The organism is Gloeomargarita sp. SRBZ-1_bins_9, assembly GCA_039794565.1.
Lineage (GTDB): Bacteria > Cyanobacteriota > Cyanobacteriia > Gloeomargaritales > Gloeomargaritaceae > Gloeomargarita.
The window spans coordinates 1-25896 of record JAUQVX010000006.1 but is presented as its reverse complement, the minus strand read 5'-3'; the positions used below and the strand labels follow the sequence as shown (position 1 = coordinate 25896).

26 protein-coding genes are annotated in these 25896 nt (G+C 60.4%); 18 read left to right on the top strand and 8 right to left on the bottom strand.

What is annotated here, in order from left to right; genetic code table 11:
- Positions 1–199: 199 nt before the first annotated feature.
- Genes Q6L55_06920 through Q6L55_06900 form a run of 5 tightly spaced genes read left to right on the top strand, consistent with a single transcriptional unit; the run spans position 200 to position 7946 of the window.
- A complete protein-coding gene (locus tag Q6L55_06920; GenBank protein MEN9258441.1) occupies positions 200–4738 on the top strand; it encodes a glutamate synthase-related protein in 4539 nt (1512 codons plus the stop codon).
- 34 nt (positions 4739–4772) lie between these two features.
- Complete coding sequence (locus Q6L55_06915; protein MEN9258440.1) at positions 4773–6014, top strand: hypothetical protein; 1242 nt, start codon at positions 4773–4775, stop codon at positions 6012–6014.
- The gene (locus Q6L55_06910; protein ID MEN9258439.1) at positions 5953–6939 is read left to right on the top strand and encodes a GNAT family N-acetyltransferase; all 987 of its coding nucleotides are present in this window, start codon (positions 5953–5955) and stop codon (positions 6937–6939) included. Before Q6L55_06915 ends, Q6L55_06910 begins: the two co-directional genes overlap by 62 nt.
- Before the next feature lie 19 nt (positions 6940–6958).
- Positions 6959–7417, top strand: coding sequence for a Holliday junction resolvase RuvX (gene ruvX / locus Q6L55_06905; GenBank protein ID MEN9258438.1), 459 nt, complete (start codon positions 6959–6961; stop codon positions 7415–7417).
- Positions 7389–7946, top strand: a complete 558-nt coding sequence (locus Q6L55_06900; protein ID MEN9258437.1) for a DUF3727 domain-containing protein — start codon at positions 7389–7391, stop codon at positions 7944–7946. The genes ruvX and Q6L55_06900 overlap by 29 nt, the downstream gene beginning before the upstream one ends.
- Here Q6L55_06900 and cobM read toward each other — a convergent pair.
- On the bottom strand, positions 7943–8683 hold the full coding sequence (cobM, locus tag Q6L55_06895) for a precorrin-4 C(11)-methyltransferase (GenBank protein MEN9258436.1): 741 nt from the start codon (positions 8681–8683) through the stop codon (positions 7943–7945). The genes Q6L55_06900 and cobM overlap by 4 nt on opposite strands.
- Positions 8684–8853: 170 nt before the next feature.
- Between cobM and rlmB the strand changes: the two genes are divergently transcribed.
- Positions 8854–9681: a 23S rRNA (guanosine(2251)-2'-O)-methyltransferase RlmB gene (gene rlmB / locus Q6L55_06890; protein MEN9258435.1), complete on the top strand. Its 828-nt coding sequence runs from the start codon at positions 8854–8856 to the stop codon at positions 9679–9681.
- A 145-nt stretch (positions 9682–9826) separates the two neighbouring features.
- Positions 9827–10144 carry a DUF1816 domain-containing protein gene (locus Q6L55_06885; protein MEN9258434.1) on the top strand — a complete coding sequence of 106 codons (318 nt, stop codon included), beginning with the start codon at positions 9827–9829 and terminating at the stop codon, positions 10142–10144.
- On the opposite strand, the gene Q6L55_06880 is transcribed toward Q6L55_06885, so the two are convergent.
- Positions 10102–11325, bottom strand: a complete 1224-nt coding sequence (locus Q6L55_06880) for a glycosyltransferase (protein ID MEN9258433.1) — start codon at positions 11323–11325, stop codon at positions 10102–10104. The genes Q6L55_06885 and Q6L55_06880 overlap by 43 nt on opposite strands.
- On the opposite strand from Q6L55_06880, the gene ubiG reads away from it, so the two are divergent.
- From ubiG to Q6L55_06860, 4 genes are all read left to right on the top strand, one after another.
- Positions 11324–12085: a bifunctional 2-polyprenyl-6-hydroxyphenol methylase/3-demethylubiquinol 3-O-methyltransferase UbiG gene (ubiG, locus tag Q6L55_06875; protein ID MEN9258432.1), complete on the top strand. Its 762-nt coding sequence runs from the start codon at positions 11324–11326 to the stop codon at positions 12083–12085. The genes Q6L55_06880 and ubiG overlap by 2 nt on opposite strands.
- A 97-nt stretch (positions 12086–12182) precedes the next feature.
- On the top strand, positions 12183–14621 hold the full coding sequence (locus tag Q6L55_06870; GenBank protein MEN9258431.1) for a phosphoketolase family protein: 2439 nt from the start codon (positions 12183–12185) through the stop codon (positions 14619–14621).
- Between the two features lie 84 nt (positions 14622–14705).
- Positions 14706–15722, top strand: coding sequence for a 2-hydroxyacid dehydrogenase (locus Q6L55_06865; GenBank protein ID MEN9258430.1), 1017 nt, complete (start codon positions 14706–14708; stop codon positions 15720–15722).
- Entirely contained in the window at positions 15719–17353 is a 1635-nt protein-coding gene (locus tag Q6L55_06860; protein MEN9258429.1) for an alpha-D-glucose phosphate-specific phosphoglucomutase, read from the top strand. The genes Q6L55_06865 and Q6L55_06860 overlap by 4 nt, the downstream gene beginning before the upstream one ends.
- A 23-nt stretch (positions 17354–17376) precedes the next feature.
- Here Q6L55_06860 and Q6L55_06855 read toward each other — a convergent pair whose 3' ends face one another.
- Both Q6L55_06855 and Q6L55_06850 read right to left on the bottom strand, forming a co-directional pair.
- On the bottom strand, positions 17377–17838 hold the full coding sequence (locus tag Q6L55_06855) for a hypothetical protein (GenBank protein ID MEN9258428.1): 462 nt from the start codon (positions 17836–17838) through the stop codon (positions 17377–17379).
- Positions 17839–18291: 453 nt separating this feature from the next.
- Complete coding sequence (locus Q6L55_06850; protein ID MEN9258427.1) at positions 18292–19074, bottom strand: fumarylacetoacetate hydrolase family protein; 783 nt, start codon at positions 19072–19074, stop codon at positions 18292–18294.
- Positions 19075–19144: 70 nt separating this feature from the next.
- Here Q6L55_06850 and rpsF point away from each other — a divergent pair, with 70 nt between their 5' ends.
- The 3 genes from rpsF (at position 19145) to Q6L55_06835 (ending at position 20423) form a co-directional block, all read left to right on the top strand.
- Positions 19145–19483 carry a 30S ribosomal protein S6 gene (rpsF, locus tag Q6L55_06845; GenBank protein ID MEN9258426.1) on the top strand — a complete coding sequence of 113 codons (339 nt, stop codon included), beginning with the start codon at positions 19145–19147 and terminating at the stop codon, positions 19481–19483.
- A 65-nt stretch (positions 19484–19548) separates the two neighbouring features.
- Entirely contained in the window at positions 19549–20187 is a 639-nt protein-coding gene (locus tag Q6L55_06840) for a hypothetical protein (protein MEN9258425.1), read from the top strand.
- Entirely contained in the window at positions 20187–20423 is a 237-nt protein-coding gene (locus Q6L55_06835; GenBank protein ID MEN9258424.1) for a 2TM domain-containing protein, read from the top strand. Before Q6L55_06840 ends, Q6L55_06835 begins: the two co-directional genes overlap by 1 nt.
- On the opposite strand, the gene Q6L55_06830 is transcribed toward Q6L55_06835, so the two are convergent.
- Positions 20420–21295: a hypothetical protein gene (locus Q6L55_06830; GenBank protein MEN9258423.1), complete on the bottom strand. Its 876-nt coding sequence runs from the start codon at positions 21293–21295 to the stop codon at positions 20420–20422. The genes Q6L55_06835 and Q6L55_06830 overlap by 4 nt on opposite strands.
- Positions 21296–21338: 43 nt before the next feature.
- A complete protein-coding gene (locus tag Q6L55_06825; GenBank protein MEN9258422.1) occupies positions 21339–21539 on the bottom strand; it encodes a DUF2811 domain-containing protein in 201 nt (66 codons plus the stop codon).
- Positions 21540–21867: 328 nt separating this feature from the next.
- Between Q6L55_06825 and Q6L55_06820 the strand changes: the two genes are divergently transcribed.
- Genes Q6L55_06820 through Q6L55_06810 form a run of 3 tightly spaced genes read left to right on the top strand, consistent with a single transcriptional unit; the run spans position 21868 to position 23849 of the window.
- On the top strand, positions 21868–23007 hold the full coding sequence (locus Q6L55_06820) for an FAD-binding oxidoreductase (protein ID MEN9258421.1): 1140 nt from the start codon (positions 21868–21870) through the stop codon (positions 23005–23007).
- A gap of 28 nt (positions 23008–23035) precedes the next feature.
- Positions 23036–23323 (top strand): YggT family protein, encoded by a 288-nt coding sequence (locus Q6L55_06815; protein MEN9258420.1) that lies wholly within the window; start codon positions 23036–23038, stop codon positions 23321–23323.
- Positions 23307–23849 carry a DUF3611 family protein gene (locus tag Q6L55_06810; GenBank protein ID MEN9258419.1) on the top strand — a complete coding sequence of 181 codons (543 nt, stop codon included), beginning with the start codon at positions 23307–23309 and terminating at the stop codon, positions 23847–23849. The genes Q6L55_06815 and Q6L55_06810 overlap by 17 nt, the downstream gene beginning before the upstream one ends.
- Here the strand turns inward: Q6L55_06810 and Q6L55_06805 are convergent.
- The gene (locus tag Q6L55_06805; protein MEN9258418.1) at positions 23827–24207 is read right to left on the bottom strand and encodes a DUF2237 domain-containing protein; all 381 of its coding nucleotides are present in this window, start codon (positions 24205–24207) and stop codon (positions 23827–23829) included. The two genes, Q6L55_06810 and Q6L55_06805, sit on opposite strands and share 23 nt — an antisense overlap.
- 17 nt (positions 24208–24224) lie before the next feature.
- Positions 24225–25049, bottom strand: a complete 825-nt coding sequence (gene lgt / locus Q6L55_06800; protein ID MEN9258417.1) for a prolipoprotein diacylglyceryl transferase — start codon at positions 25047–25049, stop codon at positions 24225–24227.
- A 109-nt stretch (positions 25050–25158) separates the two neighbouring features.
- Between lgt and Q6L55_06795 the strand changes: the two genes are divergently transcribed.
- Positions 25159–25785: a hypothetical protein gene (locus tag Q6L55_06795; GenBank protein ID MEN9258416.1), complete on the top strand. Its 627-nt coding sequence runs from the start codon at positions 25159–25161 to the stop codon at positions 25783–25785.
- Positions 25786–25896: the final 111 nt, after the last annotated feature.

Genomic DNA, 25896 nt, shown 5'->3' with positions numbered 1-25896 from the left:
CCGGGAACCACTATAATAGGGGATGCTGCACCTGGCCGGAAACGGCGTACGGTGGGGATGGAGTGTTAGCCGGCTGACTTCAGCATTGGCGTCCACCAGATAGCGACGGGTTGAGTCATCGGGGGGGATGACGCCGGCGGGGTAGCACTTCTTTGACGTTCTACTCGGGTGTCCTATGCGCAATTCCCCTTGGCCTTGGTTGACTGATGAACGGGATGCTTGTGGGGTGGGTTTTATTGCTGACCGGCGGGGGCGGGTGAGTCATGCGGTGGTGACCCAGGCGCTGGCGGCCTTGACCTGCCTGGAACACCGGGGGGGATGCAGCGCTGACCGGGATTCGGGGGACGGGGCCGGGTTGATGACGGGACTGCCCTGGGGTCTGCTGCAGGCGTGGGCGGAAGGATTGGGGTTGCCGCCGCTGGTGCCGGGGCGCACGGGCTTGGGGATGGTGTTTTTGCCCCCGGAGGCGGTGACAGCGGCCCAAACCTGGATCACCCAGGGGTTACAGGCGGAAGGGTTTACGGTCCTGGGCTGGCGGGAGGTGCCGGTGCGCCCACAGGTGCTAGGGGTACAAGCCCACGAAAATTGCCCGGCGATTGCCCAGGTGGTGGTGACGCATCCCAGGTGGCAGGGGGAGGAACTGGAGCAACGGTTGTATTTGGCCCGTAAACGTCTGGAGCGGCAGGCGGCGCAACAGCCCTGGGGTCAGGAGCTGTATATTTGCTCGCTCTCGGGCCGCACGGTGGTCTATAAGGGGATGGTGCGCGCGGCGGTGCTGGGGGAGTTCTACCGGGATTTGCGGGATGAACGTTACCAGAGCGCCTTTGCTATCTATCACCGGCGTTTTAGCACCAACACCATGCCCAAATGGCCCCTGGCCCAGCCGATGCGGTTTTTGGGGCACAACGGGGAAATCAATACACTGCTGGGGAATATCAACTGGATGGCGGCCCGGGAAAGTAGCTTTGGCCATCCAGCCTGGGAGGGGCGGCTGGAGGATTTGCGCCCGGTGGTGGATTGCCAAAAGAGTGATTCCGCCAATCTCGATAGCAGTCTGGAGTTGCTGGTGCGCGCCGGGCGGAGTCCCCTGGAGGCGATGATGCTGCTGATTCCGGAGGCCTATCGGCACCAGCCGGAGTTGGCAGCCTACCCGGAGGTGGTGGATTTCTACGAGTTCTACGCGGGGGTGCAGGAGCCGTGGGATGGACCGGCATTGGTGGTCTTTAGCGATGGGCAGGTGGTGGGGGCGACGCTGGACCGCAATGGGCTGCGCCCGGCTCGCTATGTGTTGACCCAGGACGATTGGGTGATTTTGGCGTCGGAGGCGGGGGTAGTGGAGGTGCCCCCCCAGCAGGTGGTGGCCAAAGGACGCCTGGGGCCAGGACAAATGCTGGCGGTGGATTTGGTGAAGGGAGAGTTGCTCACTAACTGGACCATCAAGCAGCGGGTGGCCCGGCAACAGCCCTACGGGGTGTGGGTCAAGCAGTACCGGCGCTATCTGGAGCCACAGCCTTTTAACGAGGCTTGCACCTGGGAGGCAGAGGCGCTGTTGCGTCACCAGACGGCCTTCGGCTACACGGCGGAAGATGTGGAGATGATCATTGAGCCGATGGCCAGCACGGGGAAAGAACCCACCTTTTGCATGGGGGATGATGCGCCCCTGGCGGTGTTCTCGGATAAGCCCCATTTGCTCTATGACTACTTCAAGCAGCGGTTTGCCCAGGTGACGAATCCGGCGATTGACCCCCTGCGGGAAAGTCTGGTGATGTCCCTGGAAATGGGGCTGGGGCGGCGGGGGAATCTGTTGCAGGTGCGCCCGGAGGATGCCCGCCAACTGTGGCTGCGCTCGCCAGTGCTTAACGAACAGGAGTTGCAACAGCTGTACACCAGTGGCTTTGGCACGGCGACGCTGAGCACGTTGTTTGACTGCACGGAACCGGAGGCCCTAAAGCAGGCGGTGCATGCGCTCTGTGACCAGGCGGCCCAAGCGGTGCAGCAGGGGGTAGAGATTCTGGTGCTGAGCGACCGGGTGGAACCCTTGACAGCGAATCGCACTTGGATTCCCCCTTTGTTGGCGGTTGGGGCGGTGCATCACCACTTAATCGCCCAGGGGTTGCGGCTGCGGGTGTCCTTGGTGGTGGAGACGGCCCAGTGCTGGAGTACGCACCATTTCGCCTGTTTGATTGGCTATGGGGCCAGCGCGGTGTGTCCCTATTTGGTCTGGGAGACGGTGCGCCACTGGTGGCATGACCCCAAGACCCAGACGTTGATGCAGCAAGGGAAGGTGACGCCCTGTACGGTGACCCAGGCCCAGGCCAATTACCGGGCGGCGGTGGAGGCGGGGTTGCTGAAAATCCTGTCGAAAATGGGGATTTCTCTGCTGGCCAGCTACCACGGGGCGCAGATTTTTGAGATTGTGGGGCTAGGGCCGGAGGTGGTGGACCTGGCCTTTCGGGGGACGGTTTCCCAGTTGGGGGGATTGAACCTGGCGGAGCTGACCCAAGAAATTCTGCAATTCCACCGGCAGGCGTTCCCGGAGCTGACCCACAAGCGCTTGGAAAATCTGGGGTTTATCCAGGCCCGGCCCCGGGGAGAATACCACCTGAATTCGCCGGAGATGGCCAAGTTGCTGCACAAGGCGGTGCGCTCCGGTCGGGCGGAGGACTTTGCTGCCTATTTGCAGTTGCTGGAGAACCGGCCCCCCACGGCCCCCCGGGATTTGCTCACCATTGTCAGTGACCGCTCGCCGATTCCCCTGGAGGAGGTGGAACCCGCCAGCGCCATTGTCACTCGCTTTTGCACGGGGGGGATGTCCCTGGGGGCGCTGTCGCGGGAGGCCCACGAGGTGCTGGCGATTGCCATGAATCGCTTGGGGGGTAAGTCCAACTCCGGGGAAGGGGGGGAAGACCCGGTGCGGTTCCGGGTGCTGATGGATGTGGACGAAACGGGCCACTCGCCGACGCTACCCCATCTCAAGGGTTTGCGCCAAGGGGATACGGCCAGCTCGGCGATTAAGCAGGTGGCATCCGGGCGGTTTGGGGTGACGCCGGAGTATCTCATCCAGGCCCAACAAATCGAAATCAAAATTGCCCAGGGGGCCAAGCCGGGGGAAGGGGGCCAGTTGCCGGGGAAAAAGGTCAGCCCCTATATCGCCATGCTGCGTCGCTCTAAGCCGGGGGTGCCTTTGATTTCCCCGCCGCCCCACCATGACATCTACTCCATCGAGGACTTGGCCCAGTTGATCTTTGACCTGCACCAGGTGAATCCCCGCGCCCAGGTGTCGGTGAAACTGGTGGCGGAAATCGGCATCGGTACGGTGGCGGCGGGGGTAGCCAAGGCCAATGCGGATGTGATCCAGATTTCCGGGCACGATGGGGGCACGGGCGCGTCGCCCTTGAGTTCCATCAAGCATGCGGGGACGCCCTGGGAGTTGGGATTGACGGAGGTGCACCGGGTGCTTTTGACCAATCGCCTGCGGGACCGGGTAATCCTGCGGGTGGATGGGGGTCTCAAAACTGGCTGGGACGTGGTGATGGGGGCGCTCATGGGGGCGGAGGAGTTTGGGTTTGGGTCGGTGGCGATGATTGCTGCCGGCTGTATCATGGCCCGGGTCTGTCACACCAATAACTGCCCGGTGGGGGTGGCTACCCAGCGGGAGGACCTGCGGGCGCGTTTCCCCGGTGTACCCGAGCACGTGGTGAATTTCTTTTTGTTTGTCGCCGAGGAGGTGCGGGGAATTTTGGCCCAGATGGGGTATCGTTCCCTGGCGGACATCGTGGGACGGGCGGATTTGTTGCAACCCAAGGGGGTGAAGCTGGCCAAAACCCAGGGGGTCACTACGGCGGTAATGACGCAATTGCCGGATACGCGCACGAACCGCTCCTGGCTCCACCATGAACCGGTGCACAGCAACGGCCCGGTTTTGGACGACGAACTGCTGGCGCGCCCGGAACTGCAGCAGGCGATTCGCCACCATGGCCGGGTGACGCTGACGCTTCCTGTTCGCAATACGGACCGGAGTGTGGGGGCGCGGATCGCCGGGGAGATTGCTCGCCTGCATGGGGATGATGGGTTCCAAGGGCAAATCACGTTGCGATTCCGGGGCAGCGCTGGCCAGAGCTTTGGGGCGTTTAATCTGCCAGGGATGACGCTGCAGCTGACGGGGGAGGCCAACGACTATGTGGGCAAGGGGATGCACGGGGGCGAAATTATTGTGGTGCCGGAGCCAGAGTTGGCCTGCGACCCCAGCGAGCAGGTGATTATTGGCAATACCTGTCTGTATGGCGCTACGGGTGGGCGTTTGTTTGCCTACGGTCGGGCGGGGGAGCGCTTTGCCGTGCGCAATTCCTTAGCCCAGGCGGTGGTGGAGGGGACCGGTGACCACTGCTGCGAGTACATGACCGGCGGGGTGGTGGTGGTGCTGGGACCGGTGGGCCGGAATGTGGCGGCGGGCATGACGGGTGGACTGGCCTACTTCCTGGATGAAACGGGGGATTTTCCCGCTAGGGTGAACCTGGAGATTGTCCGGATTCAGCGGGTGACTAGCCCAGCGGGGGAACGTCAGTTGCGCGGTTTAATTAGCGCCTATTACGAGCGTACCGGCAGCCGCAAGGCCGAACACATCCTGGCCCAGTGGGAGCGTTATCTGCCCCAGTTCTGGCAGGTGGTGCCGCCTTCGGAGCAGGAGACTTCCGAAGCCCAGGGTGGAACAGCCGCACCCTTGTTGGAGCGGGTCTAGGGTTAAAATGCCGGATAGGCAAGGGGTTGCGGTTTTGCTGCGCGTTGGATTTTGGCTGCTGCTATGGACGGGGGCGGTCTGGTGGCTTGACCGTTGGTGGCGACGCCGTTCCCAGAATCCCCTGCACCTGACCCGGGGCTACTGGCAGATGGAGGTCCAGGCGAGGGACCACTATCGCTGGCGCGGGCATTTGGAGTGGGTCAACCCAAGCAGCCGCTACGAGGTCATGGTGCCGGAGTGCCGGGTGCAGGTGCAATTGCTCTCCCGCCAGGACATCTCTGATATTCGGGTGACCACCCAATTGCTTTCCCACCATCCCGAGGCACCCACGCGACCGGATGGTTATTGGCGCGCCCGCATCATCAAAACCCGCCAACGGGTGGGGATGGAGGTGGTGCTGGACATCCAAGGACCCGATCTACAGGGGTTACAGGCGGCCTGGTTGTGTTTCGATTACGTCAGCTATGGACCCGCCGGCTGGTTACCCCAGCAGCAGCATGTGATTTTACCCCTGGCCTTTCCCGACCCTAGCCGCACCATCCCTAGTCGCCATGTGCCCGGACTGGCAGAAATTCTGCTCATTCAGACCCACCTGCTGACCCATGCCGACGACCCGGTGGGGGTGGTGAAACGGTATGCCCTGCCCCATGCCTTGCCCGGCGATATAGTGGTTTTCGGCGAGACGCCGGTGGCCATCATGCAGGGGCGGTGGCGGCATCCGCGGCAGGTGCAACCGGGTTGGTGGGCCAGGCGTTTGTGTACCTTTTTTTTACCCACTTCTAGCCTGGCGACCGCCTGTGGCATGCAGACACTGATCGACCTGGTGGGCTGGCCGCGGGTGGTGGGGGCGTTTGTGGTGGGAGCTATGGCCAAGCTGCTGGGCCGACCGGGGGTGTTTTACCAGTTGGCGGGGGAACAAGCGGCCTTGATTGATGATGTAACGGGCACGTTGCCTCCCTATGACCAGTTCATCGTCCTGGGACCGGCGCGACCGCAAACGGTGGTGGAGGAGATTCGGGAGCAGACCGGACTGGCAGCGGCCATCGTCGATGTCAATGACCTGAAAGCGGTTAGAATAGTGGCAGCGACAGCCGATGTGGACCGGGAGTTTCTGACCCAAGTGCTGGTGGATAACCCCGCCGGGAATGCGGATGAGCAGACACCCCTGTTATTGATTCGTCCGATGGCTGGCGACCTCAACCCGAACCCTACTGATGATGCTGACGATTCGTCCCCCCCACTCCCCCCAGGAACGGCATTGGATACAGACCTCTAGGGGGGATGGTGGCCCGGTTGACCGGCAGGGCCATATCTGGCTGGCGGTTGCTGATAACCAGGTGGTCGGAGCCATTCAGGTGGCGCCCTTTAACCGCAGCCGTAGCACCTGGCAGGTCAAATGGGTCAGTAACCTGACGCCGGAGGTGGGGTCACAACTGTTGCGCTATGCCTTGGAAACCGTATTGGAGGCCCGCACCTGGGTTCTGGAGGTACCGACCCCCGATCAGGATAAGTTGTCCTTGTACCGGCAAAACGGATTTCAACCCCTGGCCCATTGCACCTACTGGCACCTGCACGGGGAAGCCCTGACGGCCCTGGCCCGGTCCAGCTTGGAGGCGCCACCTTTGAGTCCGGTAGGGCAGCGGGACGCCTATTTGCGTTACCAGTTGGATACCGTGGCCATGCCGCCGTTGGTGCGTCAGGTGTTTGACCGGCATCCCCAGGACTTTGCTGTTCCCCTATGGCAAACCTTGTGGTATCGCTGGCGGGCCTGGCGGGGGAAGGCGCGACCGATTCAGGGCTATGTGTTTGAACCCCAGCGCCAAGCCGCCATTGGCTATTTCTGTCTCTGGTTTGACCCTCAGGCCACCCAGCCCCACCCGGTGGAGTTGACGGTACATCCAGCCTACACCTGGCTTTATCCCCAGTTACTAACCCATATGACGCGGTTGGTGGCACCGGAACCGGGTTTGCGCTTGGCCTGTATGGACTACCAACCGGAGCGGGAGGCCTGTTTTCGCTGGGCGGGGGCCGTGCCCCAGGGGGAAACCCTGTGGATGTGTCGGTCGGTGTGGCACAAATTGCGGGAGGCCAAATTTTCGTTCCAGGAACTGCCGGGCCTGGCGGAAGTCTTACCCCGTTTGCAACCGGTGCCCCTGACCCAACGGGACTCGTTTGGGGGGGACCGGAACATGGCACAATGACCCTAAGAGACCAATCGGCATGGTTGTTGGTTTGGGTCTGGATATTGGTCGCAAACGGATTGGGGTAGCCATCAACGACCCCACCGGCTTAGTGGTGACGGGTTTGCCGACGCTGACGTGGCCGACAGCTCCCCAGGAACTGGCCCGTTTGGTCCAACAGCGACGTCCTCAGGTGTTGGTGGTGGGGCTGCCCCGCTATCCCGATGGTCGTGCCAGCCCCCAAACCCGATTTACCCAGAAACGGGGGGATTACTTGGGGCAGTATCTGGGACTGCCGGTCGTTTACGTCGATGAGGTCCTCACGTCTTGGGCAGCGGCGCAGCAACTGGACCGGCGGCGCTTTCGGTCGGAAAGGGACTATCGGGCGGCGCTGGACCAGCAGGCGGCCATCCTCATCCTCCAACAGTGGCTGAGCCAACAACCCCATGTCTGTCGTTCTGGAGAAACCTATGGGTCGCAATTCCCAACATCGCTTTGACATCCCGGCGCAGGTGGTTCTGGTGGATGACCAGGGCCGGTCCCTGGCGTGTTATGTGGACCGCACCCTGGAGGTGGACGAACGTCCCTATCTCCTGCTGTTGCCCGTGGATACCCCGGTGGAATTGTTCGCCTGGAACGAGGCGGAAGACACCCTCCTGGACCTGGACGAGGAGGAACTAGCCAAAATTTTCCCCATCGCTCGGGACATTCTGGCGGAACAGAATCTCAAGCTCCTGGATACGGCCCTCACCCTGACCGCCCAGGGGGAACTGCCCCAACTGCAGGAGACAGAAACCCTATTTTTGGACTACGAAAACCAGGACGGGGAAATCGAATCCGAGGAGTTTCAGGAACTGGGGGTTTTCTACTACGAGGGTCGCCGCTACGGGGTGTACACCCCCATTGAACCGCTGCTATTTTTCGCCCGCCTCAACAGCGACGGTCAGCCGGAACCCCTGTCGGCGGAGGAAATGGCCCGTATCGGCCCGCGGCTAGAAGCCCAACTGCTCGACGACCTGGACGACTAAGGCCGGAACAAATGGCGGTGCTGGGGGTGATACAAACAGGAACGACTCGCCGCAGCCCCCAGGACGGGACTGATGACATATAACGTCGTGCGGGTGAGCCGCTCCTGCTGGGTAAGGGCCGCCATTTCCGCCAGCGGTACCAGCCAGAGGCGCTCCTGGGGCCACCCCAAGCAATGCCCCACCATCACCAGGGTTTCCGAGGGATAGTGTTTTTGTAATTCCGCCTGCGCTTGGTCCACCCAGCGGGCACTTAGGTATAGGGCTAAGGTGGCGCGATGGGCCGCTAGGTCCGCCAAGTTCTCCGGCATGGGGGTCACCCCCGGCGCCCGGGTGAGGATCACAGTCTGTACCACCCCTGGCAGGGTCCATTCGGTCTGCAAACGGGCTGCCGCCAGTTGCAACGACCCAATCCCCGGCACGATTTCCACCGCCACCCCCGCCTGCTGCAACTCCTGGATTTGTTCCACTATGGCGCTGTAGATACTCACATCCCCCGAATGCAGGCGCACGACTAATCGCCCCGCTTTGGCCCGCTCCACCATCAGGGGAACCAACGTCTCAAGCGTCAAGCTTTTGGTGGGGATACGTTCACAGTCGGGCCGGGCCAAAGCCACAATCGCCGGCGGAATCAGGGAATCGGCATACACCAGCACATCCGCCCGCTGAATCAGCCGCATCGCCCGCACCGTCAGCAACTCCGGGTCCCCCGGCCCGGCCCCCACCAAATAAACCTTCATCACCACCCTACGCGCATCCTGCCCGCCATTCTATAACTTGAATCCCTGGAGATAGTTGGGCAAAACAAACCGGATCGTGGCGCGACACCCCTGGCCCCTCCTGCCTGGCAAACGTGTCATTTTCGCTATACATTAATAGATTTGGCGCTTTTTTGTATTTGTATCCGTTTATGGTGACGCCTCCCCCCAAACCCAAACGGCGCCCCGAGAAACGACCACCGCCGGAACTCCCGGATTATATCTATGGGCGGCACACGGTCTTGACGGCGCTTGAGCAAAACCAACCCCTGAACCGGGTGTGGATTCTCCCCCAACTACGCTATCATCCCCGCTTTCAACCCCTACTCAGCCAGGCGCAAGCGCGGGGCACGGTGATCGACCAGGTGGATGCCAACCGCCTCGACCAGCTCACCCACGGTGCCAACCATCAGGGGGTAGTAGCCCAGGTCAGCCCCTACCGCTACTGGGATTTAGGACAATTTCTGGAGCACATTCGCCCCCACCCACACCCCCTGGTCGTCCTGGCCGAGGGCATCATGGACCCGCAAAACTTAGGGGCGATCATCCGCACCACGGAAGCCATGGGTGGTCAGGGCGTGATTATTCCCCAACGGCGGTGTGTGGGGGTTACCAGCACGGTTGCCAAGGTAGCTGCTGGCGCCCTTAGCCATCTACCGGTCGTGCGGGTGGTGAACCTGACCCGGGCCTTGGAAGACCTGAAAGCCGCTGGGTTTTGGACCTACGCCCTGGTGCCGGAGGCCCCGACCCCCCTGTATGAGGTGCAATTCGCCCAGGCGGTGGCCCTAGCAGTGGGTTCAGAAGGGGCTGGCTTGACCTTGAATCTGCGCCGCCACTGCGATGTCTCCCTGGGTATCCCCCTGGCGGGTAAAACCCCCAGCCTCAACGCCGCCATCGCCTGTGGCATGGCCCTCTACGAAGTCCGCCGCCAACACCGCCCCGCCCGCCTGATTACCCCCATCTCTGATATATCCAACTGAGATATGGCTCTATCCCTGGCTTAGCCGGCGTGACCCGCTACAAAAGTTTAAGAATAGTTACAAAAATTTAGTATCACTTTAGGTAGAATCGTAGGTAAAACGCTCGGGGTTGGGCAGCTGGCGTTGTCATGGGTGGGACAGAGCCATGAGATTCAAGGAATCGTTTCGGGAATTGTTTATTGCGGTGCTAGAGCGGGTTGGTTTGGCCTGGTGGGTGGAGATGCGCACGGAGCGTCCCCCCTGCCTGTACTACTTTGGGCCTTTTGCCACCCGTGAGGAGGCGGAGGCGGCGCAGCCGGGTTATTTAGAGGATTTGCTGGGGGAACAGGCGGAAGGGATCACCTGGACCATTCGCCAGTGCCGTCCGTCAGTCCTAACCGTTGAGAACCCGAATGGGGTGTCTGCCCTACGTGTCAACGGTCAGTCGCCGAATTCTACCAAGCCGGAGTTACCCCTGGGGTAAACGCGGCCTTTCCAGGCGCCCCCCTGTCCCTGCCAGTGTCGGCGGGCCGAATCCAGGGTCATGAGGGTATAGAGTCCGGCGGCCAGGGGTAGGGTGAATCCCCAAGTCCAGGGCAGGTCGTACCGGCGCAAGGTCGGGCCGTAGAGGGTAGCCATGAGCGTCCAGGTGAGCAACCCCAGCAGAGCCACGCCCCACTTACCCGTCACTGCACCCCCCAGGCAGCCCACCGGCGGTCCCAGGTACACCAGTCCCATGCCCAGCACCGTGCCCAGGAGCCACCAGGGGGAATAGCCCAGTTGGGTAAACGCCGTGCGGGCCACCATCTGCCAAATACGGGTCAGGGAACCGTAGCGGCGCACACTCTCCGTCTGGTCAGTCAACCCCAGCCACAGGGGAACCCCTAGGGCTTTGACCCGTTGCGCCAGGGTGCAGTCATCGATCAGGGCGTCCCGCACACTGGCGAATCCCCCCAGCTTGTGTAAAATCTCGCGGCGAATCAGGATACAGCCACCGGCAGCGGCAGCGGTGGAACGCTGGGGGTCATTGACCCAAGGAAAGGGGTAGAGTTTTTGGAAAAAGAACACAAACGCCGGGATCAGCAGCCGGTCCCACCCGGACTCGCAACGCAGGCGCACCATCCAGGAGACCAAACCCAGGCCATCGGTTTCTGCTTTGCTTACCAAACGGGCGATGCTGTCGGGGGCATGGCGAATATCGGCATCCGTGAGGAGGACGTATTGAAACTGATCCCGCCCCTGTTGGATCGCTTGCCAACCCTGCTCCAGCGCCCAGAGTTTCCCGGACCAGCTCGGCGGCAAGGGGGATCCGGCGATGACTTGCACGGGGTAGCGGCTGGCCTGGGCGATTTCCCGGGCGATGGTTGCCGTCCCGTCATCGCTCTGGTCATCAATCAGCCAAATTTCCAGGTGACCGGCGTAGTCCTGCCGACAGAGGCTGGGCAAGGTTTGGGGTAAAGTTTCGGCTTCGTTGCGAGCGGGAATCAAGACAGCGACACCTGGCCACTGGGGCAGGTTAGGGAACGTGGTGGGCAACACCTGGTCTGCCCGCCAGAAACGCCCCCGTCCTAGGGCCAGGGTCAACCATACCAATGCCGCCAGCGCCACCAATACCCCCAGCATCTTGCTATCGTCAAGACGTCCCCCTTTATTATCTCGCCCCATGCCCCGCAACGATTTGACCTACTACAACCGGCACGCCGACCAGTGGTGGCAACCCGGCGGTTCCCTAAACATCCTGGCGGCCCTCAACCCCGCCCGCTTTCAATTTTTCGACCAATTTCTCCCGGATTGGCGGGGGGTGCGGGTGCTGGATGTAGGCTGCGGCGGCGGTCTGACCTGCGAATTTCTGGCCCAGCGGGGAGCCATCGTCAGTGGCGTGGACCCCTCTGACCCTTCGATAGCCATTGCTCGGGAACACGCCCGGCACCAGGGTTTGGCCATTGACTATCGGGTGGGGGGGGGGGAGGACCTGCCCTATCCCGACGCCACGTTTCAGGTGGTGGTCTGTGTAGATGTCCTAGAGCACGTGCAGGATGTGGCCCAGGTGGTGCGGGAGTGCAGCCGTGTCTTACAACCGGGGGGCCTCTTTTTTTTCGACACCATTAACCGCACCTGGGAATCCCAGGTGGTCATGATTTGGCTGTTGGAAGATGTCCTCCGGCAAATTCCTCAGGGGATTCATGACTGGGGTAAATTCATTACGCCGGACGAACTCACTCGGTTTTTGCAACAAGCCGGTTTTCAAAACATCCTCTACCGGGGTTTTGACGTGACCAATGGGGGCGACTGGCTAGCCCTGGGGCAACTGCTGTTTTGGGGTCTCAGGGGTGCGGCACGCCGGGGAGCCTTGCGGGTACAAATCAACGACCATCTGCGGTTGATGTACATTGGTAAAGCGGTGAAAAACCTTAAACCCATCTAAATTAATCCCGCCCTTCTAGGAACGCAGGGTTAGAGTGTTAACAACGGTAGCCGGTTAAGCAAAATCATTGGCAGAAAACGCTTTGAGGAATGGCGTTATGGTTATCACTCCGATCAAGCCCGATATCAACGAGCTAAGCGCTTTTGGTCCCGCCCGTTCCACTGTTAGCGGTACGCCCCTATCACCGGAGGAACTCCATCAGTTACACGCCTTCTGGCGGGCGGCCAATTATCTGGCGGTGGGGATGATCTATCTGCAGGACAACCCCTTGCTGCGGCAACCCCTCAAACCTGAGCATATTAAAAATCGTTTATTGGGCCACTGGGGGTCCAGCCCTGGCATTGCCTTTGTTTACACCCACCTCAACCGGGTGATCAAAAAGTTTGACCAGGACATGGTGTACATCGTGGGGCCGGGTCATGGGGCGCCGGGCTTCCTAGGGCCTTGTTATCTGGAGGGGAGCTATAGCGAGTTTTATCCCAATTGCAGTCTGGATGAGCGGGGACTGCGGCGGTTTTTCAAGCAGTTTTCCTTCCCCGGCGGCATCGGCAGCCACTGCACCCCGGAAACCCCCGGTTCCATCCATGAGGGGGGAGAACTGGGCTACTCCCTCTCCCATGCCTTCGGGGCCGTATTCGACAACCCTAATCTGATCGCTGTAGCCCTGGTGGGGGATGGGGAAGCGGAAACCGGTCCCCTGGCGACGGCCTGGCACTCCAACAAGTTCATCAATCCCAGCCGGGACGGGGCGGTGCTGCCCATCCTGCACCTGAACGGGTACAAGATCAACAACCCGACGGTCCTGGCCCGCATCAGCCACGAGGAATTGGAGGCCCTGTTCCGGGGCTATGGGTACACGCCCTACTTTGTGGAGGGGTCGGACCCAGAAACCATGCACCAGGCGATGGCCGCCACCCTGGACCACTGCATCACGGAAATCCACCGGATCCAAGCGGAGGCTCGCTCCACCAGTCAGCCGGTGCGTCCCCGTTGGCCCGTGATCATCCTGCGCACGCCCAAGGGATGGACGGCCCCAGCGGAGGTGGGGGGGCACAAAATTGAGGGGTTTTGGCGCTCCCACCAGGTGCCCCTGGCGGATGTGAAGAAAAACCCGGAACACCTGCGTATTCTGGAGCAATGGCTGCGCAGCTACCGGCCCGAGGAACTCTTTGACGAGCAGGGGGCACCCCGACCGGACATCATGGCCGCCGCGCCCAGTGGCACCAAACGCCTCGGTTCGACCCCCTACGCCAACGGAGGACTCCTGCGGCGGGATTTGCGCATGCCCGATTTCCGGGATTCCAAGTACGCCATTCAGGTCCCTAAGCCGGCCACGATTGAGGCCATGAACACCAAACCCCTGGGGGCTTTCCTACGGGATGTGATGGCCCTGAACCCCCATAATTTCCGGGTGTTTGGGCCGGACGAAACCACCTCCAATAAGCTGGATGCGGTGTACGAAGCCAGTAAAAAGTGCTGGCTGGCGGAATATTTCCCGGAAGACGCCGATGGTGGGGAGCTGGCGCCGGATGGCCGGGTGATGGAGTATCTGAGTGAACACACCCTCGAAGGCTGGCTGGAGGGTTATTTACTCACGGGACGGCATGGCTTTTTCTCCACCTACGAGGCCTTTGTCCATGTGATCGATTCCATGTTCAACCAACATGCCAAATGGTTGGATATGTGCAGCCAAATCCCCTGGCGCCAGGACATTTCATCGCTGAACATCCTAATTACCTCCACCGTTTGGCGGCAGGACCACAACGGGTTTACCCATCAGGACCCGGGTTTCCTGGACATTGTGGTGAACAAGAGTTCTAAAGTAACGCGGATTTACCTACCGCCGGATGTGAACTCCCTACTGTCATGCGCCGACCACTGCCTGCGCAGCAAGAACTACGTCAACGTGATTGTCTGCGACAAGCAGTTGCACCTGCAGTACATGAACATGGAGGAGGCGATTCGCCACTGCACCAAGGGTCTGGGCATTTGGGACTGGGCCAGCAACGACCAGGGCAGCGAACCGGATGTGGTGATGGTAGGCTGCGGCGACATTCCCACCCAGGAGGCCCTGGCGGCCACGGCCCTGTTGCGCCAGGAGTTTCCCGATTTGAAAATTCGCTTTATCAACGTGGTGGACCTGTTTCGGCTGCAACCGGAAAGCGAACACCCCCACGGGATGAGCGACCGGGATTTTGACAGTTTGTTCACCCTGGATAAGCCGATCATTTTCAACTTCCACGGCTATCCCTGGCTGATTCACCGCTTGGCTTACCGGCGCCATAACCACCGCAATTTGCACGTGCGGGGCTATAAGGAAAAGGGGAGCATCAACACCCCCTTGGAGCTGGCGATTGCCAACAACATTGACCGGTTCTCCCTGGCGATGGATGTGATTGACCGGGTGCCCAAATTACAGGTGGCTGGGGCGCACGCCAAGGAGAAATTCCTGAATATGCAAATTGACTGCCGCAACTACGCCCACGAACACGGGACGGACATGCCGGAATTTGCCAACTGGCGCTGGCCGTTCTGAGGGGGGGCAACTAGGGGGAAGGCCGCTACAGACTCTGGCTTTCCCTTTTTTTTAACCACAACAGGGAGGAGGAAATAACCTGCCATGAAAGTCGCGGTGTTTAGCAGCAAATCCTACGACCGGCAGTTTTTAGATGCGGCTAACCGGGAGGCGGGGCACGAACTAGTCTATTACGACGTGCGCCTAGAGGCCAGTACCGCTACCTTGGCGGGGGATGCCCAGGGGGTGTGCGTCTTTGTCCACGACGTGCTGGACCGGGAAACCCTGACGTTGCTCCATCGCCAGGGGGTCAAACTCATTGCCCTGCGCTGCACGGGTTTTAACAATGTGGATTTGCAGGCGGCGGCGGAGTTGGGACTCACGGTGGTGCGGGTGACGGTCTATTCCCCCTACGCGGTGGCCGAGCACGCCATTGGGTTAATTCTCACCCTGAGCCGCAAGTACCACCGGGCCTACAACCGGGTGCGGGAGGGCAATTTTTCCCTGGAGGGGCTGCTGGGGTTTGATTTGCACGCTCGCACGGTGGGGGTCATCGGCACGGGGAAAATCGGCCTGGTGTTTGCCCAGATTCTCCAGGGGTTTGGCTGCCGGATTTTGGGGTATGACCCTTTTCCCGACGAACGCTTTGCCCAACTGCCCAACGCTCGCTACGTGACGTTGGATGAGCTGTACGCCCAGTCGGATATTATTTCCCTGCACTGCCCGCTGCTGCCGGAGACCTATCACCTGATTGACCAGCAGGCCCTCGACAAGATGAAGCCGGGGGTGATATTGATCAATGTCAGTCGGGGGGCGTTGATAGATACCAAGGCCATGATTGACGGCTTAAAGTCGGGGAAAATCGGGGCGCTGGGGCTGGATGTGTACGAGGAGGAGGAAAACCTGTTTTTTCAGGATTTGTCGGACCAGATTATCCAGGACGACCTGTTTGAGCGCCTGTTGACCTTTCCCAATGTGGTGGTGACGGCCCACCAGGCGTTTTTTACCCGCGAGGCCCTGACGGAGATTGCAGCCACCACCATTGCCAACATCAGCGATTTTGCCGCCGGTCGGCCCTGCCCCAACGAAATCCGTTATACCCCACGCCAGGTGCAGCCATGAACATCCGCACGGTCCTGACCCAACCGTTTGCTGGCCAAAAACCGGGTACCTCCGGGTTGCGCAAGCCCACGGCCACCTTTTTGCAACGCCACTATTTGGAGAATTTCATCCAGGCGATTTTCAACACCTTGCCGGAGCGGCAGGGGGCAACGCTGGTGCTGGGGGGGGATGGCCGCTACTACAACCGCCCGGCGCTGCAAACCATCCTGAAAATGGGTGCGGCCAACGGCATCGGGCGGGTGCTGGTGGGCCAGGGGGGGATTCTGTCTACGCCGGCGGCTTCCTGTTTGATTCGCAAATACGGTGCTCTGGGGGGTATCATCCTGTCGGCCAGCCACAATCCGGGGGGACCCGATGGGGATTTCGGCGTGAAATTCAACACCAGCAACGGGGGTCCGGCGCCGGAAAAGGTGACCAACGCCATCTACGAACAGACCCAGCACATCGAGGCTTACACCATCCTGGAGGCCAATGACCTGGACCTGGACCGGTTGGGAACCACGCGCCTAGGGAATATGCAGGTGGACATTATTGACCCGGTAGAGGATTATGCCCAGTTGATGCAGCAGTTGTTTGACTTCGACCGGTTGCGGGACCTGCTCACCGGCGGCCGGTTTCGCCTGTGTTTTGACGCCATGAATGCGGTGACGGGTCCCTATGCCCAGCGCATTTTGGAGCAGATGCTGGGGGCGCCGGCGGGCACGGTAATCCGGGGCACACCCCTAGAAGATTTCGGGGGGATCCATCCCGACCCCAACCTGGTGTACGCGCGGGAGTTGGTGGACCGGCTGTTTCAGGAGGATGGGCCGGATTTCGGGGCGGCATCGGATGGGGATGGGGACCGGAATATGATCCTGGGGCGGCGGTTTTTTGTCAGTCCCAGCGACAGTTTGGCCCTGCTGACGGCCTATGCCCACTTGGTGCCGGGGTATCGGCAGGGCTTGGCGGGGGTGGCGCGCTCTATGCCTACCAGTCAAGCGGTGGACCGGGTGGCGCAAAAACTGGGCATCCCCTGCTACGAAACCCCGACGGGCTGGAAGTTTTTTGGGAATTTGCTGGATGCGGGCAAGGTGACCCTGTGCGGCGAAGAGAGCTTTGGCACCGGCTCGAACCACGTGCGGGAAAAAGACGGGCTGTGGGCGGTGCTGTTTTGGCTGAATATCCTGGCGGTGACGGGCCGATCGGTGGCCGATTTGGTGACGGACCACTGGCGGCAATACGGGCGGCACTATTACTCCCGCCATGACTACGAGGGGGTCGAAAGCGAGCGAGCTCATACCTTGATGGAGTGTCTGCGGGAACGACTGTCTGGATTGGTGGGCACGACGTGGGGCCGTTACACGGTACAACACGCCGACGACTTTGCCTACCAGGACCCCATTGATGGCACGTTGAGCGAGCATCAAGGGATTCGCCTTAGGTTTACCGATGGGTCGCGGGTGATCTATCGGCTCTCTGGGACCGGAACCCAGGGAGCTACTGTGCGGGTGTACCTGGAGCGCTATGAACCGGATGTCACCCGCCAAAACCTGGACCCCCAAATGGCCCTGGCGGAGTTGATTCAGATAGCCGACTCCATCGCCGAGTTACGCACCCACACCGGCATGGCCCGCCCTACCGTCATCACGTGATGGGCCAACCCATAGGCGCATATCTATTTGATCAGTCCATCCCTGGCAACAAAATTGCGGAAGGTGCGGTGAACGGGCAAACCGATGGGGAAGGTCAGGGGATTTTGCCAACCCGCAGGATTAAACAGCACCTGTTGGTACTTCGGATCGGGGATAACGGCGTAGAGATAGGCACCGGCGCTAGGGTTTTTCGTGATGGCCGGGGGAAGCACGATTTGATACCTACAGCCCAGCCCCAGATGATTACCAGTGGTCGTCACTTTTTCTTGGTATTCCATCGGGAATAGGGTCGTGTTTTGGCCGGGCGGCGGAACCAGAACCGTAGAGGCGGGGCGAGGCTGGAGCATGACTTGAATTTGACTGCACTTGATGGGACCGTATTGCTGAACCAGTTGGTTGTAATCTTCAGCAACGATGGTGCCAACGACTTGAGAGCGGATGCCAGTGGGAAGGGTTTGAGTCTGGGCGGTTAAGGGCAAGAGCATCACCAGGGCAGGGCCAGTGACCAGGGCAAAAAGTAATAGGTTCGCATGGAAAAACTCCTTGGAGGCGGAAATGAAGGCGCTCCTTGACCTACTATAGCCTTTTTTGCGGCGCCCCAGTGCTTACCAAGGATACCCTACGACTTTCCCGTTCTATGGCGTAAACCACCCATTGGTTGCCCTCCCGGCGCAGTTGGACTTCCACCCTGGGTCAGCCATTTTTGTATTTGACCCGCCGGGTTAATCGCCACCATTAGTGATTGACCCGTATCCAGCCGGCCCTGGGGTCAAACCCTCTATCTCCCAACGGTCGCCCCATTGCTGCTCCTGCCGTCTTCCCCACCTGTCTTCGCCAGGGTGCCGCCCTAGCCTCCCCCAGGTTAACCAGCCCTAGCCCAACAATAAACCGCTTCGTTGTTCTCCCCAGGACCAACCCTGCCCTTTTGACTGGGCAACCTAGGTTGGGGGTCCTGCCCTGGGAGCAAGCACGACGGAATTGGTCAGCGTGCCGATGCCAGTAATGCTGATGGCTACGGTGTCCCCCGGTTGCATCGGACCGATACCAGCAGGCGTGCCGGTTAAGACAACATCCCCGGGGAGCAGGGTCATGACTTGGCTGATAAAGCTCACCAAAAAAGCCGGCGAGAACACCATGTCGACCAGACGAGCCGCCTGGCGCTTTTCCCCGTTGAGCCGCGTTTCCAATTGGGCTTCTGCTGACAAGGTGGGCACGATTTGGGGACCCAAGGGACAAAAGGTGTCAAAGCCCTTGCTGCGGGTCCATTGGCCATCCCGTCGCTGCAAATCCCGGGCCGTGACATCGTTGGCAATGGTGTAACCCCAGATGGCTGAAAGGGCTTGCTCGGGGTTGAGATGACGAGCTGGTCGGCCAATCACCACCGCCAATTCCCCCTCGTAGTCCACCCGCTGACTCATAGCCGGGTAATAGATAGGGTCCTCCGGCCCAATCACCGTGGTGGGGGGCTTGAGGAAAAGCACCGGTTCTTCCGGCACAGGGGCCTGCATCTCCGCCGCATGTTCCCGGTAATTGCGACCGACTGCCACAATTTTGCTGGGCACCGTGGGAGCCAATAAGCGGTAGCTATCGGGGGCAAACCATTGCTCGGTCCCTTGTCCCCCAGCCCAGGGAGCATCACTCCAGCCCTGCACGTAACCCTGCTCATCCCGCTGGCCGTACCACACCTGCTCCCCCACCTGCACCCGTACCCAGGTACCCATGCACTAACCCCCGACCTGATTTGCTATAATTGTAAATCGTCTTGTTTGACCAGGAGACAGGCACTTGACTATGGCGGCTCGCCCCAAACCCTACTACGAGACGATGTACATCCTGCGCCCCGATTTGGGGGACGAGCAGACCCAGCAGGCGATTGAGAAATATAAAAATATCCTGAGTGAACTGGGCGGCGAGGAGATTCAGATTCTCAACCGGGGGCGCCGGCGCTTGGCCTATCCGATTCGCAAGTTTTCCGATGGGGTGTATGTGCAGGTGAATTACTACGGCCGGAGTGATACGGTGGCGGCCTTTGAGCGGGCCATGCGCCTGAGCGAGGATGTCATCCGATTTTTGACCATTGCCCAGACCCCTCCCCCGAAAAAGGAAACGGCCCCGGCGACGGTCAACTAATTTGCATAGCCCACCCCCCGGTGCTATACTGAGGCCAGGCCATTATTGGATGGGGTGAGGATTCGGTGGCCAGCACTTCTCTGGTAGAGGATGTCGAAACCTTACGGCAAAGGCTGGAACAGTGCTATCGGCTGATTCATCAGCTTTCGCAGGAATTGTTTCAACGGGTTGTGCCGGAGCGGTTGCAACAGCGAACCCTACAACAGGCTCTGGCTGCCCAGACCCAAGAACTGCAACGGCTTAAGGCACGCTTTCACCAGTATGAGTGTCTGATCGGCCAATTGTCGGGGGAGTTGTACCAGCGTCTGCGCCAGGAACGTCAGGTTGACACAACCTTGGTTATCGCCTTGCAAAGTCAGATGCAGACCTTGCAGGGGGAGCTGCACCGGTGCCAGCAGTGTTTACAGCAGCGGGAACAGGAGCTAGTGGACATGCACAGTTCCCTTCAGGCGGAGCGGGAGCGCAACCAGCATTTGGAAACCGTCCTGCGGGATTTACCGGAACTGTACCGGCGACGGTTCCACGCTCGACTAGCACCCGTTAAGGAACAGCTCAGTCGTTTACAGGAGGAAAACCGGCGGCTGCAGACCGAACTCCAACGGTATGGGGCGCTGGTGGGAGGGGTTGCCAAACCACAGCCATCGCCGAACATTGACCTGCCCAAGTTTCCCCCCTTGCAGACGGTTTCCCGCGCTTTGTCCTGATGCCTCCTCGCTGGTCCCGCCGTCCTGACCCGGCTGACCCGGCCTATCGCCGCCTGGCGGACCGCATGAACCTGGCAGTACACGTGGCCCTGTTTGCAGCAGTCAACTCCGGGCTGTGGTTTGGCCACGAACTGACGGGAGCTTGGCCGCGCTTACCCTGGGTAACGGGACTGTGGGGGCTGGGGCTCCTGGGCCATGCCTGGTACGTACTGCGTCTGGCCCGCTATGAGGGTTAGCTCCCGAGTGCCTGGAGTACCTGGGCCGGACTGATGTCCGCCAGTTGCGCCGCCTGGAGGAGAATACACAAGTCCGAAGGGGGTAAGACCCGCCGGGGTGTCTGCGACGACAGGAGGGCCACCAGGGGGGTCTGCACCGCCACCGCCAGTTGCATCCGCGCCATTTGCGCCTCGCTGACCACCACCAGGGTTGCACCGGCCATCAGCGCCGCCGTTTGGCCCCAATTGGCAGGTGTGAGGGCGGGTAGTTCGGCCAACCCCTGCCCTAGAGCCACCACCGGTAAATCGGGCTGTTGTTGCCGCAGTTGCGCCGCCACTTGCTCCCAGTGGGGGTAGGCCCCATCAACCACCAGGAGCACATAGCCCCCCTGCAACCCCAACTGCTGCTGTTGCGTTTCCGCCCAGGACAAAGCCGCCGCCGGGATTTGCACCGCCAAGGGTTCACAGGGAACCGACAACCCCACCCCTTGGGCCAGGTCGTGGTAGTACTCGGGGGGATACTGATCCGGCTTAGGGGGAATCACCTGGGTGAGCCAGCGTTGCCCCGGACCGGCAAACCCCACCCGCTCCCGCACCCCGCTCAACCAGAGTAAAAAGCTCAAGCTACCACTTGGCCGGGTTAACAGCACCCCATCGTAATAGCCGTCCCGCACCACACCCAGTAGATTCACCCACTCCGTCAAACTGTTGCGACCGCCGTAGGTGTAGGTGTGGACCCGCGCTACCCACGGACACAGTTCATACAGGGATGCCACCGCCGGGGCCACCACCACATCCACCTGGGCCGGCGCCTGGCTCAAACTCCGGTAGGTGGGAAACAACCACAACTGTTCCGTCTCGTCCCCCGGCGACATGACCAAGAATCGGAGCATGGGTTCTCCCCCTGACAGCTATTCACCTTAAGTTATACCCCCTCTAGCGGGGCACACGAAACAGGGTATCCAGATAGACCCGCGCCACCCGCCGGTCACTCTCCGCGTTCTGGAGCAAAAACAGAGACAACGCCGCACTGCAGACCCGATCCACGTCCCAATCAGGATGGGTCGCCAGATACCCCTGCAAACTCTCGTGCAACTCCACCGGAATTTCTGCCTTGACCACCACCCGACCAGTCATAACGTACCCCACATTTGTTAAGAAATTTTGCCAGCACTCCCCACCCCCCTGTGCTTATTTCACCCGAAAGCCAGACGGGCTGTCAAATTCACCCATCGTACCCGTTCTGTAACATTTCTTTACACCTGACGAGAACACGGGGTTTCGGGGCGATTTTTGTTACGTTTGTTTACACTCAAAGTTATCCACAGGTGGGGCCGGAAAGGGGGATCGGGGCGTGGGGGGTTGTGGATAACCGGGGTTAGTTTGTGGATAAGTTGGGGATAACCGGCCTGCGGTTGGGGATAACTGGGTCCATAATGTAAAGAATCATCACAATTGGGCAGGGATGGAAGCGGCAACCGTAGAGGAGTTAGCTGACCTGGTGCGGCAGACGGGCAGCCAACCGTTGCAAATCCGAGGGCGCGGCAGCAAGGCGCACTGGGGCGGGTCGGGGCCGGGGCAGGTGGTCAGCCTAGCCGGGTTAAACCGGTTAGTGGACTACGCGGTGGCGGATTTGGTGGTGACGGTGGAGGCGGGGATGGGCTGGGCAGATTTACAGGCCCTGTTGGCCCAACACAACCAGTGGTGGCCGGTGCAACCCCTGTATCCCGACCGGGCGACGGTGGGGGGAATTGTGGCCACCGCTGATGCGGGACCGGGGCGCCAGCGCTACGGGGGAGTGCGGGACCTGGTGCTGGGGGTGCAGTGGGTGCGGCCCGACGGGGTGTTGGTCAAAGCCGGGGGCCAGGTGGTGAAAAACGTGGCGGGCTATGACCTGATGAAATTGCTAACCGGCTCCTGGGGGACTTTGGGCATCCTGACCCAGGTGAGTTTGCGCCTGTATCCCTTGCCGCCGGTGACCCGTTGTTTTCTGCTACAGGAAGAGGATTTAGCCGAGCTACGCCAGCGGGTGTTGGACACGGGCGTGCCCCTGACGGCCTGTGATCTGGTGTCGGCAGCGCTCGTGGAACGGCTGGGGTATCCGGCGCGCCTGAGTTTATGGTTGGAGTTGCGGGGGACGGCCATCAGTGTGACGGAACAAATAACCTATCTGCGCCAGGCCCTAGGGGGGCAGGCCAACCTGCAGGAAATAGACCCGGAAACGGGGATGCGCATCACTCGCCTGTTGAGCTTACCGCCAACCCAAGTCCACGGGTTACTGAAAGTCGGTGTACTTCCCAGCCAAAGCGTTGCCCTGGCCGAGTACCTACAGCAATGGCTACCCCAGGCCTGGGGTCAGATACACGCCGGGGTGGGCGTGGGACGGATAGGGGTTGCACCGGTCCCTGCCAACTGGGAAACCTTCGTGGCCCAGCTGCGCCGGTGGGTACGTCCGCATGGCTACGTGAGCGTGATAGCAGGGCCGACGTTGGCGGACCGATGGGATGTACCGGCGGAGCGTTTGTCCCTGATGCAGCGGGTGAAACAACAACTCGACCCGGACCATCGCTGCAACCCAGGACGCTGGCTGTGGGGGTATCATTGAAGGGGGGATAAGCTGGAGAGGCAGGGTCATGTCTAGTACGCTGGTTTTCCTGGTACAGGGTGTGATTAGTTTTATCAACATTTACTTTGTGCTGTTAATTCTGCGGGTGTTGTTGAGCTGGTTTCCCACCATCAATTGGTACAACCAGCCCTGGATGACCCTCAGCCAGTTGACTGACCCCTACTTGAACCTGTTTCGGGCTGTGTTACCCCCCCTGGGAGGGATTGATTTTTCACCCCTGCTAGCTTTTCTGGTGCTGCAGGTAGTGGCAACAGCTTTGAATGCAGTGGTGATGGGCGGTGTCGTCGGGTTCTAACCGGCTTAAGGCGGCCTCCACCCTCAAACGGGCCGGTTGGGTGGGCTTTTGGGTGCAGGTGGTGCTGGGGGTGGTAGCCCTGGGTATCCTATTGTTTGCCCTACTACAACGGCGGGCGCGCGTGCCCAGTGGCCTGGGGTTGTCCTTGGGCTTGTTGGGGGTGGCGTCCCTGGGGCTGGGGATTTGGTTGAAGTACCGCGGTGTGCAGATGGCCAGACGCTTAGCCGACGGCGAATGGGAAACCCGCCCCCGCAAAGAGGAGGTGGTCAATAAGCTGTGTATGGAAATGGGGGTTTCCCTGCTGGGGATGCTGGCTACGTTGCTCGGGACCTTTGTGGTGGTGGGGAATCTGTTTGCCAAGGCCCTGCTGGTGCCCCAAGGAACCATTGCCCTGGCTACCCAGCCGGTGGATGCCATGGACATTTTGGTGGTGCAGGGCTTGCTCAATACCATTGCGGCCCACTTTGGCGCCTTGCTCACCAGCCTGTGGCCCCTATGGCGCATCACGCGGACGGAGGCGAACTAAGGCTGTACTCCTGCAGGATGGCCAGGGGGATGATTTCCAGGGTTTTTTGATGGGTTGCCGTCAGGATAACGGGGGGAGCAACACCGGCACGCCGGGCTTCTTCCCACCGGCTGGCACATAAACACCAGCGGTCGCCGGGTTTCAACCCCGGAAAGTTGTACAGGGGGTTTGGAGTGACCAAGTCGTTGCCCTGCTTGCGTGTGAATTCCAAAAAGGCCTGGGTTACCTGGGCGCACACGGTATGCATCCCCAGGTCATCCGGCCCCGTCTCACAATAGCCCGTGCGATAGAAACCGGTCAACGGCGAGCGACAGCAGACCTCCAGCGGCGTTCCCAGGACATTAAGCGCTTGCGGCATAGGTCGTTATCCAACGTTCACCCCCTATTGTACTGGGATGGGGAGGTCACCACATCCGGCAGGTCCCGTCGCCCCACATACAGCCACAGCAGGCCCCCTACACCTACGGCCATGCCCACCAGGCTGACCAACTGGGCCACCCGCCACGGCCCTAGCATCAAACTATCGGTGCGCAACCCTTCGATAAAAAACCGCCCCAGGCTGTAACCCGCCATATACACCAACGTCAGCGTACCCGGTCGCAAACGGGGGTACCGAAAAAACAGATACAGCAGCACCCCCCCCACCAGCAAATTCCACAGGGATTCATACAGAAACGTGGGGTGGAAGTAGGCAAACTGGCGGAATTCTGGGGGCCGTTTTTCATAGGGGATGTAGAGTTTCCAGGGCCAATCCGTTGGCCTCCCAAACGCCTCGGAATTAAAAAAATTACCCCAGCGGCCGATCGTCTGTCCCAAGGCCAACGAGGGCACCAGCACATCCGTCAACTGCCACAGGGAAATTTTCCGGCGGTGGGCGTAGACATAGGTCGTCAGCAAACCGGCCAAGATTGCTCCATGAATCGCCAGCCCTCCATGCCAAATCGCCAGAATCTCCCAGGGGTTTTGGGCGTAGTAGGGCCATTGGAAGGCGACGTAATAAAGCCGCGCCCCCAGTAGGGAAAAAACGACTAGTGCCAGCGCTAGGTCAGCAATATGGTCAGGATTCAGGCCCCGGCGCTTGGCCAAAAACTGAGAAAGCTGCAAACCCAGCAACACCGCTAGGGCAATCAGTGCCCCATACCAGCGAATGACCAGCGGGCCAAATTCCCACAGATTCGGACCCGGTGAACGCCAAACCATCGGTGGCCAATCCTGCCAGCTAGGTTCAGTGTAACCCAATCGGCCGCCTTGACAAAGGGGGAAAAACGTGGGAAATCAAAGGTGGGACGGCAGGGGAGGGCAGCAGGCGATGACCTATGGCGGCGCACCCAGGGACCTATCGCGGCTATTGACCAATGGTTATGAAGTAAGAACGGGCGAGTATCTGGTGCGGGGTTGGGAGTTATTGCGAGCCCAGCCAGGGATATTGATCGGTTTTGCTGCCTTGCAATTTGCCCTCGGTTTGATGATTGCCTTGATACCGTCAGCACGCATTGCTACCAGTGCCAATATCGCCATTTCTGTCATCCAACCGGCCCTGAATGCTGGTTTTTTCATCGTGGCCTACAAACAAGCCCAGGGCGAGCCGGTGGAGTTTAGCGATTGCTTCCGGGGCTTTGAGCGCTTTGGCACCTTTTTTGGGGCGGGTCTGGTAACGGGGCTACTCATTTTGGGAGGATTGATGCTTTGCATTATTCCCGGTGTCTTTCTCGGGGTGGGCTATGTCTTTACACCCCTGGTGATCATCGATCAAAATCTGGGGTTTTGGCCGGCCATGCAAACTAGCCTGAAGGTGGTCACCAAGCGCTTTTTCCCTATGTTGGGCTTCTGCCTGGTTTTGGGCTTGCTGAATTTCGGGGGTTTTCTGCTTTGTTGTGTCGGTCTGCTCCTAACGTTGCCCCTGACCTACTGCGCCCTAACAGTGGCCTACCTATAGACCTGGTGGCATGATTCGCTCAGTCTGGCGTGGATCTACCGCACGGTGAATATGCAGGGCATCGGCGGGGTCGGCATGTGGGCGCTCAGCTATGACCGACCGCGTACAGAA